The following is a 12,619-nucleotide window of genomic DNA, read 5'->3' on the forward strand; positions in this document are numbered from 1 at the left end:
AGATATTGGGAGAAAGGGCAGAAAAAATTGGCTATTTTTGGGCGATATGAACAGATTTGATCAGACAGGCAAGGTCGTGGTGACCTGCAAGGACCGTTTTGCCCCATATTTGGAACAGGAATTGGTGGCACTGGGCTTCAAGCCCAAAAAAACCTTCCGAACGGGTGTAGAACTGTATGCCACCTTGAATGACTGCATTGTCATGAATCTGCATCTTCGCACCGCAAGCCATGTGCTTTATGAGATGAAGTCTTTTTATCTCAGGCATGCAGATGACATTTACAGGCGGATCAAAGCCCTTCCCTGGGAAACTTACATCACCAACCAGACCTATTTTTCAGTCACTTCACACGTGGAAAATGACAGTGTGGACAATCCGCTTTTTGTCAATGTCCGGATCAAAGATGCCATTGTGGACCGTTTCAGGGAAAATACTGGCAGCCGACCTGATTCAGGTTCTGAATATGAAGGGGCAGTTTTTCAGCTGTATTGGAAAGAACATCAGGCCAGCTTGTATCTCAATACGACCGGGGATACCATTGCCAAACATGGCTACAGAAAAATCCCGGGACATGCGCCCATGTTGGAATCCTTGGCTTCGGCCACCATTCTGGCTACCAATTGGGACCGGGAAAGCCCTTTTCTGAATCCCATGTGCGGGGCGGGAACCCTTGCCATTGAGGCTGCTATGTTGGCCACAGACCGATATCCTGGATTGTACAGAGACCATTATGCCTTCATGCATTTTATCGGATATGAGGAAACTGTCTATAAAAACCTCAAAACTGACTTAGAGTCAAAAATAAAACCCTCTCCACCGATGACCATCATCGCGTCAGATATCAGCCAACAGGCCATTGCCATCAGCAAGGAAAATGCAGCTGCGGCTGGAGTGGAACATCTCATACAGTTTGAAACCTGTGATTTTGAGGAGGCCGCAGTGCCGGATACTGATTCGGGGGTGGTCATCTTTAATCCGGAATACGGAGAAAGGCTAGGGGAGCTGGAAGCGCTGGAAGCTACCTACAAGCGCATCGGTGATTTCCTGAAACAGAAATGCGGTGGCTACACGGGTTACATCTTCACCGGCAATCTGGAGCTTGCCAAAAAAATAGGTTTGAAGGCAAGCAGAAGGATTGAATTTTACAACGGAACCATTGATTGCCGCTTATTGAAATACGAACTGTATAAAGGAAGCAAAGCCTGATAAATGCACCTCGATGGACCATTTATATTTTTCATAAAACACTAATAATGAATAATTTAAGTCATCTTGGGTCATTTCTGTTCAAGTAGATGCTGAGCTGCGAAACCAAGACATACGTTAAAAACCAAGTCCATTTTCCAGTAAAAAACGCCAGAAGAAACCCTGCAAAATACAACAGGGGAATGCCCACAAACCCAACCAGAAATTTGAAAGTCGCATAAAAAACGGGATCTTTGATTTTGGCTTGGATGTATTTCCAAACCAGCCAAAGCGGGAAATGGATCAGCTTCATCAGGATATTGCTGAGGTACACCTTTGGTTTGAAATGATAGGATTTGGCGGGTTCATAGGCTGTTTTCAATGCCTTTTTTACCAATTCAGGTTGGCTTAAATCCACCTGACTGCTTTTTAGAAAAGCCATTTGATTTGCATATTCACCTTCATCCGGAAAAACGATCAGTGCTTTCATCGCCTCAAAAGTCTTTTCCCTCAATTCCCGGGAATCTTCATTGCTTTCAAAACCCTTTCCAAACTGAATGCCTACTTTGCTTCCGGAAAACTGATGCGCCGAATAGTTGATTCCCACCGGAACAATGATGAGGCCTTGGTCAGGATACTTTTCTTTGATTCCCAAAGCGATGCGGGTAAAGCCTTTGCTGAGCGGCTTCAGTGTTCGGTTCAAGTGGTGGGTGCCTTCCGGAAAAATCAAGAGGGTGCCGCCCTGGGCGAGTACATTAAAGCTTTTCTCAAAGGTCTCTTCATTTTTTTTGATGGTCTGAATGCCATCCCTTACCCGGTATACCGGGAACATGCGGATATAGTCCAACATTCTGGCCGCCCAGTATTTCTGGAAGACACTGGCCCGGGTCAGAAAATGCGGTTTGGTATCCGTTTCGGTAGCAATCAGGATGGGGTCAATCAGGGCATTCTGGTGGTTGACCACAAATAAGATGGGTCGGTTTTTCGGGATATTGTGCAGTCCCTTGACTGAAATTTTCGAAAAATAACCATGCAGGGCTATCCTGGTGAGCAATCTTAGAACATGGTTAAACGTATTTTTCATATACCTGGTATTTGCTCCAGACCCAAGCGACGCCCATGCCCGAAACGATGTGCCAAATGCCCCACCAAGCTGCAATAATAGCCATTCCTCCCAAGCCATCAAAATAGGTGAAGATCAAGACCAGGGCCAATCCGGAGTTTTGTATGCCCGTTTCTATGGTAAGGGTTTTGGTATCAGGCAGATTGAGGTCGAAAATTTTAGCCAACGAAAATCCTGAAAACAGGGCGGTCAGGTTGTGGGCCAAAACCCAGAAGAAGATCAACAGGATGTATTTCAGAAAAAGGTCATAGTTATGAAAAAAGGCAATGCTCACAAAGGAAGCAAAAATCAAGATGCTGATTGGTTTGAGGATTCTAGTTGCTTTTAGGCTGAATTCCGGGTATTGACTGTTGATGTAAATGCCAATGATCAGGGGAACGCCTAAAATTAAGGCAACAGTATTGAACACATCAAAGTAATTCAGGCTGATGTCCTTCAACATACCGGCAGCAGGCGAATACATTCCTGCCCATAGGGCAAAATTGAAAGGGGTAAGAAATACCGAAAAGAGGGTGGAAAAAGCTGTTAGGCTGACGGATAATGCCGCATTCCCTTTGGCAAGATGGCTGAGAAAATTGGAGACGTTTCCTCCCGGACAGGCGGCCACCAGGAACATTCCAAGTGCCACAGAAGGGGGTGGTGCCAACCACCACACAAGTCCGAAGGTCAGCAAAGGCAAAAACAAAAACTGGGAAAAAAGCCCAATCAAAAAGGATTTTGGATTTTCCGCGATGGCTCTGAAATCAGCCACTTTTAGATCCAGTGCCACCCCAAACATGATGATGGCCAGGGAAATGTTCAGCATCAACAGACCATCCTGATTGAGGTTCAACACACTGGAATCCAGATTTTCTACCATTTAACCGATTTTGAAAGACCTTGTAATATAAAGAGGGTCCGTATCATTGACAATTTTCTGATTCAAAAATACTAGATAAACGGGGAACAGGCTCGAAGCTGGAAGTAAAGAGAACAGATAAACAGGTAATCAGAGAAACAGAAATTTAGCTCGAAGCTCAAAGCTCAAAGCTGAAAGTAGGGAGAACAGAGAACAGTTAAACAGATAAACAGGATATCAGGGAATGGCAAGAAGCCAGAAGCTGAAAGCTCAAAGCAGTCATATCCAAGCCAAAGGCATTAGAAAGTAGAATTTGAAAGCAAAAAACCCTGGCCTTAAAGCAGCTGGTTTTTGGTAGGGGATGGGGAGCGTTAAGAAAATGAGTTAGCTCCTCAAGGAGATCCACTCATTTTTAGCTCCGCATCCCCGGACAAAAATTAAATTGGGATGCATTTCTGATGTTAGGTGGAATAGTAACCAATTTAAAAGCTGATTTACAGCCTTGATCTTTTGGTTCTTTTGGATCAAGCCAAAAGAACAAAGAGAACAGGCTAAGTCAATCTAAATTATGGTAGCCACCAAAACCGAGACATTAAAAAAATCATGAAGTTGTCTCTAGACATTATGTGACCGCAGATAAAAACAAGGGGATCACTAATGTCATCTACAATATCCTTGACCGCCCACAGGAGATTCAATTTGGCAAAGGGGAAAAAATCATCAATACTTACAGTGCAGACGGGGCTCTCATGACCCAGACCATTCAGGGCTTTCCCACGGGTAACAAAAGTGTTGAATATGTGGGAGAGCTGGTATTCGCAAATGGGGTGTTGACCGACATCAACCACGAACTTGGCAGGGTGTTGGCCAATAACGGTTTCAAATACCAGTATTATCTTACCGACCATCTGGGCAGTACCCGTGTGGTACTACAGGAAGATCCGGATGTGTTTACCACGTCTGCAGGATTCGAGACCGAGTCCATGGAAGAGGAGTCAGGGCAGTTTATCGGCTATGAAGAAGCAGTCCGGATATCGGCGGATATGCTCAACCACACCCCGGGTGAGGAGTCCATGTATGCCATGAGACTCAGTGGGGGCTATAGGGGGACCGAGCGTGAAGAAACAGTCCGGTGGACTGTTTTAGCGAGGGGCCAGCATGCGGGGAGGGTATAGCCAAAACGGTCTCAGTAATGCCTGGGGACACGGTCCGTTTCGAGGTCTATGGCAAGTACATAGATATAGGGGAAGCCGAGAGGGATCCGGCCATCATGGCGGTACTGATGGCCATTACGGCATCTGACCCTTTGGCCATGTCCATCGATGGAAACCTGGCTTCCGGTATGCGCAGCCAGGCTGATGGCCAGGCAGGACTTGCAGGCCTGCTAACGACCAAGAAAGATATGGGCGATGCGCCTCCAGCCTATCTGAATTATCTCTTCTTCGACAGAGAGATGAATTATAAATACGGTGGTTTTGTACAGATGTCAAATGCAGCCAGGGAAGACGGTACGAATGTACCCCACGAAAAATTATCGGAGGAGGTCGTGGCAGAAGAACCGGGATATTTCTATATTTATCCACCACGGCGGACAGGTCTTTCGAACGACAGCAATACCGGTTCGGAAGCGTTCTTTGATGACTTCACCATTCAGACCTCCGAGTCTTACATCGTCCAGCAGATTGACTATTATCCGTATGGGATGGTCGCCCGGGAATTCAGAAGGCTTGGCGATAAGGCTACAAATGACCTTTTCCAAGGAAAGACTTACCAGGAACTGACCCAATGGTATGATTTTCATGCCAGACAGTATGATGCGGCCTTGGGCAGGTGGTTTGGGGTGGATCCGCAGGATCAGTTTGCCTCGCCGTTCCTGGCGATGGGAAACAATCCGGTGATGATGGTGGATCCGGATGGGGAATTTGCTATTCTTGGCTTGGGATTATTTATGCTTAAAGGAGCTTTAATTGGTGGAGCTATTACAGGAGCGGCATATACTGCATCAGCTGCAATTAGTGAAGGTAAATTCAAGGAAAACTGGAATTTCTCCCAATTTGGAAAGGCAGTTGGTATAGGGGCTATTTCAGGAGCTATTTCAGGTGGTTTAAAGGGAATAGGTTCGGCGGCCAGTCTAACTGATCTTGAAAAACTTACAAAAATCAAGAGAATGGCTAACTTCGTTGGGGGTGGAGTAAATGCAGCAAATTATCATGACCCTGATAAGGGAATAGGCCTGCACAGTTTGGGTTATTTTACTGCGGGATATTTGGGGACATCAGTTGGCCTGAACGATAATGTAGCAGCAGGATTTTTTGCTGGAGGAGTGATGAACAATTTTGCAGGTTTTGCAGCAGGAGATATTAACAATTCTTACGGCATGGCACAGCACTTTGTGGGAGGAGGGTTAGCATCTGTGGCAGGTAAAAACTTCTACAGCTCTGCAGGAAAAGCGATGGGGTTGAAAAAAACCTCTAATTACTTTTTTGGAGATGCACTGGTGGACAAAGCCGTCAGCTACGGCCTCCAAAATGTAGCTTCCAACTTCGCCTTTGACGGAAGCCAATCCTACTTTAGTAGTGGAGCAGGCCTGAAAATAGGCGGGAGTTTTCTTGTCGGGGCTTTTGGGGGAATGGGACAGTCTGGGATTATGAAGGGAGGAGAATCAGAGGCAGGACTCATGACTTTTGCTAAACTCTTTTCAAAAAGCACATTTGCATACTTAGGTGAGTATTCAGCCAATAATCTTTGGAATTCCGGTAATAGGTATCCAAGCTACAGGAGTTATTACAGGTACAAGCAATCTTCATTGGTAATTAAATCGATGTTTTACACTTTTATGTATTGGTAAAATGAGGAATTTAATAATATCAGTTTTTTTTCTTTCGCTGTTTTCTTGTAAGGGTTTTGATGCGTATAAAAAGCATGATCATCTTTTTAGTGTTTCCAAAAGGAATTACTCCGATAAGGACTTAATAATTTCAGATTATTATTTTTGTTCCCATCAACGTCAAATGGTTTTGGTAGATAATGTCTTTGATCCATTAATCATTGAAACTGATAGTATACTTAGATTTTTTTACCAAGGTATATCTAATCAAGGTATTAATTTGATACTAAAGCCAGGAGAAAACAATGCAATTCCAAGGTTATGCAACCGGGAAGTAATCAGTTTGAACAAAGTTAGAAAGGAATTATTGGATAAATTAAATATAAATGACACAGAAAGTAGGTATTTAGTTCCTTTGATTAATATTGCAGATATTTATAGGTTTACTGGGTATATGACTTCGAATTTTGTTGCAGGCGATGAGGGTTTTATGAGATATACTTCTTTAAGTCTATTGGTTTTTATAATTGAAAATGATAAAATTATTTATGCAACAAAACATAGATATGCCTCCAAAAGAACCTTTGCCAATTCCCTTGAAGAAGTCAGGGCAATTCCACCGGCCTATCAGGTCAGAGAGGAGCATATTGAAGAATTGGTGCGAAGGGCGATGAAGCGGTATATCAAACGGTTGAAGTAGGGGGGAATGTATATTGGGAAAAAGCTGGAAGCTCCAAGCTCAAAGCTGAAATTAGGGAAGAAACTGAGAATAGTTAAACAGTGAATAGTTAAACAGAGAAACAGAAATTTAGCTGGAAGCTCAAAGGTGAAAGTAGGGAGAACAGAGAACAGTTAAACAGGATATCAGGGAATGGCAAGAAGCCAGAAGCTGAAAGCTCAAAGCAGTCATATCCAAGCCAAAGGCATCAGAAAGTAGAATTTGAAGGCAAAAACCCCGGCTTAAAGCAGCTGGTTTTTGGTAGGGTATGAGGAGCGTAAAGAAAATGAGGTAGCTCCTGAGGCTGTTTTGGTGGAAGTCTGAACACATGATCAGTTGGAGGTCCAAGCCTGACTGCCTTAGGTAGTTCTGAAGACTTGAACCATTTCAATGAGTAGTTCTGAAGATGTGATCCAACTCCAAATCACCCCATTTACGCCAACTCCCTCAAATCCACCGGTACTACCCTGGATACCCCGGCTTCGATCATGGTGATGCCATAGATGATGTCAGTGCTTGCCATGGTGCGCTTGTTGTGGGTCACAATGATAAATTGACTTTCCGTGGAGAAGGTATGTATGATCTGATTGAATTTATCGATGTTGGCATCATCCAAGGGCGCATCCACCTCATCAAAAATACAGAAGGGGGCAGGCTTTAGCAGATAAATGGCGAAGAGCAGGGAAGTGGCTGTCAGCGTTTTTTCCCCACCCGATAGCTGATTGATGCTGAGGGGTCTTTTGCCTTTGGGCTTGGCCATGATTTCGATGCTGCTTTCCAGGGGATTATCGGGATCCACCAGCTTCAGGTCACAGTCATCCTCTGCGGTAAATAGAGATCGAAACACCTTGATGAAGTTTTCTTTGATCTTGTCAAAGGCTTCCAAAAAGGTCTTTTTGGCTACCTCGTCAATTTCCTGTATGGTTTCCATCAGCGAGTTTTTGGCCTTGACCAAATCCTCTTTTTGGGTGGAAATAAAGGTATGTCTTTCTTTGATTTCATCATAAGCTTCCATGGCCATCGGGTTGATAGGGCCGATTTTTTCCAGCTTTTCACGGGCTTTTTGGACTTCTGCCCGGATGCTTTCTTCAGATTTTTCAACGAAATCGGTTGGGACTTCAGGTTCTTCCTCCATCATCTGATCCAGGTCGATCTCAAATTCCACACTCAGTCTTTCTTTGAGGGAGGCCATTTTCAATTTGATCTCGTTGAGCACCTGTTGCAGCTCCATGATGATGCTGTCGAGATTTTCTTTCGACCTTTGGATTTCCCTGATTTGTTTTTCCACCAGATCTATCTCTCCCCGGGCGGCATAGTAATCCTTCTCAGCTTCATTGACACCCGATTCTATGCCTTCTTTTTCTGAATAGAGTTCAATCAGTTCATCATCTTTGATCTCTTTGCTGTCCAGCAGATTTTTTACTTCGGAATCTATCTGCGCCAATTCCGATTGGGATTTGCCGATTCTCTCCTTGCTGGTTTCAAAAGCACTTTGTTTGAAGGCTATTTCCTGTTCCAGGCTGTTGACCTTGTTGAGGTATTGGTGGTAAAGGATGTTTTCCTGGTTGTAGGCATTGGACTTTTGGGAAAGGCTCTCTCCTTCCGACTGAACCTTTTCATTGTCTAGGGTCAATTCCTCCTCAAGTTCCTGGAAAGCTTTCTCTTCTTCCTCGAGCAGGGGCCCCAATTCAGCCACAGCAGCCTGCAGATCCCCGATTCTTTCCAGGATGTCTTCTTTTTTGGTTGCGTTGGAATTCAGGATTTCACTCAGCTGTTCTTTTTTGGTGCTGATGGAAATGAAATTCTGATTGACTTCATTGATGTCCTGCCTCAGGCTTTCAATTTCCGTTTTGTAGCTGGTCTCTTTCAGTTTCAGCAGGTCGCTGATTTTTTCATCCAGATTTGACCGGGCATGGCTTACCTTTTTTTGAAATTCTTTGATGTCTTTTTCCAGCTTTTCCAGATTTTTGGCCCGGCCTATTCTTTTGCCTTCAAACAAGCCCACAGAACCTCCGGAAATGCTGAAACGTCTTTTGGTGAATTTGCCACTTTCTGTGATGAAAATACTGTCCTTGTCTACAGGAAGATCCTGGTAATCCCCCTGTACGATATAGACCTTGTCCAAAATAAAGCTGATCAGCTTGGCATATTTCAGGTCATACTCTATGATTTCTGTGGCGGCAAGGGCATTGGGGTACAATCTGCTTTGAGTAGGATGAAAGCTTTCGAACAGTTCTGTGACAAAGAAATTGGCCTTTCCTTTGGCGGCATCGCTCAACAGGTTGACCGCTTTGATGGCTTCCTCCACCGTTTCCACCACATAATAATTCATGTATCCTTCCAGGTAATTTTCTATGGTTACCCGGTATTTTTCCTCGGTAGTGAGGATATCGGAGAGGAGAGGGATATTTTTGCCCCATGACCCGTGTTTCTTCAGGAACTTGATGGCCTCGGGGAAACCCTCCAGATTTTCGACCAGTGATTTGGTAAGGTTGAATTCGTTTTGTTTGGCATCCAGCTTACGGCTGAGTTGCGTCACTTCTTCCCTGATGAGTTCGATGTTATGGTTGGCCTGTTCTATTTTCTGCAACTGATCCTCTTCCTTTGCCTTGAGTTTATCCAATTGGTTGTTTTTCAGGTCCAGTTCCTCCCGTAAGAGGATGAGTTTGTCTTCAAAATCCACAAGGTTGGCTTCCTGATTTCCATCATCGGAAGCGGTTTTCTCCAGTTCCTGCTTGAGGGTGGAAAGCTGAATCTGTTTGATTTCCAGGTCTTTGGATAGTTGGTAGATCCGGTCTTTCTTTTCGGAAAAATGTCGGTTGAGCAACTTCTGTTTCTCCTGCAGACTCGAAAAAGCTGTTTTCTGATGGTCATAGTCCGCTTTCAGCTGTTGGACCACCGCTTCTTTTTCCGCAAGTTGTTTTGCTGCACTTTCTTTTTCCTGGTCCAATGACCTGAGGCTGAAACCTGCGCGGTCATTGGATTTCCGGTCTGCATCAATTTGCTCCCTAAGGTTTTGGGCCCGGTCCTCCAAGAATCTCAGCCGTTCATTTTTGATTTTCTTGTCACTTTCAAACTGCCTGATTTTATTGACCTGTTCATTGAGGGACTTTTGGCGGGAGGAAAGTAGTTTTTCTTTCAGAATAAGCTCGGTCTTACTCTTTTCCAAAAAGGCTTCCTTTTCCGCGATCTTTGAATTCAATTGGCCTTTTTGATCTGATTCTTCCTGGATTTTCCGGTTGGTCTGTAACAGCGCATCGCTGTGTTTGCGTACGCTTTTCTTGGCCAGGGCAAGGCTAGCTGTTTTGTATTCCTGCTTGATTTCGAAATAACGGGCAGTCTGTCTGGCCTGCTTTTCCAGTGTTTTGAGGTTTTTCTCTATTTCAAAAAGGATGTCATCTACCCGGTCCAGATCCGCATCGGTATCCTCCAGTTTCCTGAGGGTTTCTTTCTTGCGGATTTTAAACTTGGATATGCCCGCGGCCTCCTCAAAAAGGTCTCTTCTGGAATTGTTCTTGTCGTTGAGCAACTCATCGATCATTTTCAGTTCGATGATGGCATAACTGTTGGAATTGATGCCTGTGTCCATAAACAGGTTGGTGATGTCCTTCAGTCGGCAGGCAATCCCGTTGAGCAGGTACTCACTTTCACCCGAGCGGTAATATCTTCTGGTGATGGTGACCTGAGTGTATTCCGTGGGCAATAGGTTTTTGGTGTTTTCAAAGGTGAGTGAAACCTCGGCAAGGTTGGTGGGCTTCCGGTTTTTTGTCCCGTTGAAAATCACATTTTCCATTTTGTCTGAGCGCAGCATTCGGGTTTTTTGCTCCCCCAATACCCACCTGATGGCATCCACCACGTTGGACTTGCCACAGCCATTTGGACCTACTATCCCGGTTATTCCCTTGTCAAAATGAATGACTACCCGATCTCCAAAACTCTTAAAACCTTTAATCTCAAGCTTGGTCAGCTGCATGCTCTGATTTTTATTTTTTCCAACCGGACAAAATTAGTCGATTAAGGATAATTAACAAGGAATTCAGGATTTTCCAAAAAGTGAACTGAAGCCTACTTTCATTTCGTCAATGGCCTTGGAAAAATGGACTTTGGAATTCACCCATTTGTTGTCGGCACCATCTTTGAAACTTTCTAAATCATTTTTGAGGTGGCTTGCCTGCGTCCTCAGGGTCTTGATTTTTTTGTCCAGTTCCTGCTGTACCTCGTGTGAAGCTTTTTTGGACTGAAGCTGCAGCTCATCTATTTTGATCTCCAGATCTTTGATGAGATGTTGTACATCTTTCAATTGAACGCCCATGGTTTTCGTGTTTGATTGGACTCAATTTAGCAATATTTTAGACGAAATAGAAATAATGTATTAACTTACCTAAACAAATTAAAATTAGAAGCTTTGGATTCAGGAACCCTCATATATCTCGTTGCTGTCATCATTTATTTTATCTACACTGCACTGAAAAAAAATAAAAAAGGCACGGAAGAAGGACTGCCCGGTGAAAGCGAAAGGCCTAAGTCTGAAAGGGAGGCGGAACCTGCACCACCTGCAAGGTCTTTTGAAGAGATGCTGAAAGAGATCAGAAGAGAACAACAAGGGAGAAGCAAAGATTTTGAGCGGTCTGGCCAAAAAGAAACCAATCAACCCCATCAGACACCCCAAAGACCAAGTACCTATGCGGATAGGCAGGAAAATGAAAGAAGGAAGGAAAAGCCCATAGTAATTCCTGAACCCAACATCCCAAAAGCTTACCAAAATTATACCGGAGCAAGGGCATCCGAAAGAGGCAAACTCAAAACCCTAGACGAACAAGTGGACATAGATAACACAGGTATCATCCTGGGAGATGTGGAGCCTTTGGCCGAAGTAAAGCCTGCAGGGAATAGATATGCGGCCTTATTGAGGCAGCCTCAGACGCTCAAAGATGCCATAGTGGTTTCCGAAATTCTGCAGAAAAAGTACTTTTAATCAGATCATCAAGCTTTTTTTTAGGAAACGGCTATGTTTTTTCTTTTCTGTATGCTTACAAAGTATGTGGTCAAGTATAATAGCCTGGGCTAGCAATTCCCCCCCTAAATCCCCCCATATGGGGGGACTTTTGTTGCTTTTGAGATTATTGTCTTATTCTTTTCCTTCAGGTCGGTATAAACCGGTTTTCTCAAAAAAGATAAGGACAGAAAGGTGTAGTATATACTCCACATATTAGAGAAATCCCCTGATAAGAATCCACTTGGCCACCAAATTGCGACATAATTGAGGCATCCTTCCACTTTGAGCGATATTGTAGTGGTTTCAGAAATTCTGCCGAAGAAATACTATTAATCCACTTTCATTTTTTTTCAAAAACAAATTTTGTATTGAAGGCTTTATTGAATGAAATCCAAATTTGTATTTTATTTCGTAAATGCTGATATGCAAAAGATCATTACAACAAAATCAGGTCAACTTACAGTAGAAAGGCGGGCCTTCCTCAAAAAATCAGGCGCATTGGCGGTAATGTCCATGTTCGGAGCGGCATTTTTCACCTCCTGTGCTGACAGTGATGATATGGTTCCGGATGCCAACAACCCCAACATGCCACCACCTGGCAATACCAATGGGGTTAGCATCGCCAACAATGTCATCACCATAGACCTCGATGTGCAAAGCGCCTTGAAAACCGCAGGAGCATGGCTCTTGATCATTCAGGCTCAAACCCTTGTGGTCAATGTGGGGAACAACAATTTCAACGCCCTTACCTCTGTATGTACCCACAGTGGCTGTGACCGTAACTGGACCTTTCAGAACAATGTTTTTACCTGTAGCTGCCACGGTTCCAGATTCGACACAGAAGGTGGGTTAATCAATGGTCCCGCCAATCAGCCTCTGCAGTCATTTTCTACGCGGGTCGAAGAAGATATATTAACGGTCACCAAATGAA

The 12,619-nt window shown here is 44.1% G+C and carries 10 protein-coding genes; 6 read left to right on the top strand and 4 right to left on the bottom strand.

All coding sequences use genetic code 11. The annotated features are described in order from the left end of the window. The first annotated feature begins 46 nt into the window (after window positions 1-46). On the top strand, window positions 47-1,207 hold the full coding sequence (locus H1A14_RS07785; RefSeq protein ID WP_194775673.1) for a THUMP domain-containing class I SAM-dependent RNA methyltransferase: 1,161 nt from the start codon (window positions 47-49) through the stop codon (window positions 1,205-1,207). Window positions 1,208-1,268: 61 nt separating this feature from the next. On the opposite strand, the gene H1A14_RS07790 is transcribed toward H1A14_RS07785, so the two are convergent. Together H1A14_RS07790 and H1A14_RS07795 are read right to left on the bottom strand one after the other, a co-directional pair. Continuing rightward, complete coding sequence (locus H1A14_RS07790) at window positions 1,269-2,270, bottom strand: 1-acyl-sn-glycerol-3-phosphate acyltransferase (protein ID WP_194775674.1); 1,002 nt, start codon at window positions 2,268-2,270, stop codon at window positions 1,269-1,271. Continuing rightward, on the bottom strand, window positions 2,254-3,168 hold the full coding sequence (locus H1A14_RS07795) for a bile acid:sodium symporter family protein (protein WP_194775675.1): 915 nt from the start codon (window positions 3,166-3,168) through the stop codon (window positions 2,254-2,256). The genes H1A14_RS07790 and H1A14_RS07795 overlap by 17 nt, the downstream gene beginning before the upstream one ends. Before the next feature lie 605 nt (window positions 3,169-3,773). Here H1A14_RS07795 and H1A14_RS07800 point away from each other — a divergent pair. The 3 genes from H1A14_RS07800 to H1A14_RS07810 all read left to right on the top strand — a co-directional run bounded on the left by H1A14_RS07800 (window position 3,774) and on the right by H1A14_RS07810 (window position 6,674). Next, on the top strand, window positions 3,774-4,322 hold the full coding sequence (locus H1A14_RS07800; protein ID WP_194775676.1) for a hypothetical protein: 549 nt from the start codon (window positions 3,774-3,776) through the stop codon (window positions 4,320-4,322). Window positions 4,323-4,339: 17 nt separating this feature from the next. After that, the gene (locus H1A14_RS07805; RefSeq protein WP_194775677.1) at window positions 4,340-5,995 is read left to right on the top strand and encodes an RHS repeat domain-containing protein; all 1,656 of its coding nucleotides are present in this window, start codon (window positions 4,340-4,342) and stop codon (window positions 5,993-5,995) included. Window positions 5,996-6,158: 163 nt separating this feature from the next. After that, window positions 6,159-6,674: a hypothetical protein gene (locus H1A14_RS07810; RefSeq protein WP_194775678.1), complete on the top strand. Its 516-nt coding sequence runs from the start codon at window positions 6,159-6,161 to the stop codon at window positions 6,672-6,674. A gap of 451 nt (window positions 6,675-7,125) precedes the next feature. On the opposite strand, the gene smc is transcribed toward H1A14_RS07810, so the two are convergent. Then, window positions 7,126-10,665 (bottom strand): chromosome segregation protein SMC, encoded by a 3,540-nt coding sequence (gene smc / locus H1A14_RS07815; RefSeq protein ID WP_194775679.1) that lies wholly within the window; start codon window positions 10,663-10,665, stop codon window positions 7,126-7,128. Between the two features lie 63 nt (window positions 10,666-10,728). Beyond that, window positions 10,729-11,004, bottom strand: a complete 276-nt coding sequence (locus H1A14_RS07820; RefSeq protein ID WP_194775680.1) for a sll1863 family stress response protein — start codon at window positions 11,002-11,004, stop codon at window positions 10,729-10,731. A gap of 93 nt (window positions 11,005-11,097) precedes the next feature. On the opposite strand from H1A14_RS07820, the gene H1A14_RS07825 reads away from it, so the two are divergent. Both H1A14_RS07825 and H1A14_RS07830 read left to right on the top strand, forming a co-directional pair. Then, on the top strand, window positions 11,098-11,667 hold the full coding sequence (locus H1A14_RS07825; protein WP_194775681.1) for a hypothetical protein: 570 nt from the start codon (window positions 11,098-11,100) through the stop codon (window positions 11,665-11,667). Between the two features lie 444 nt (window positions 11,668-12,111). Further along, window positions 12,112-12,618, top strand: a complete 507-nt coding sequence (locus H1A14_RS07830; RefSeq protein WP_194775682.1) for a QcrA and Rieske domain-containing protein — start codon at window positions 12,112-12,114, stop codon at window positions 12,616-12,618. Window position 12,619 lies beyond the last annotated feature (1 nt).

Origin of the sequence: Pararhodonellum marinum, from assembly GCF_015354735.1 — a bacterium.
In the GTDB taxonomy this organism is placed as follows: Bacteria; Bacteroidota; Bacteroidia; order Cytophagales; family Cyclobacteriaceae; genus Pararhodonellum; species Pararhodonellum marinum.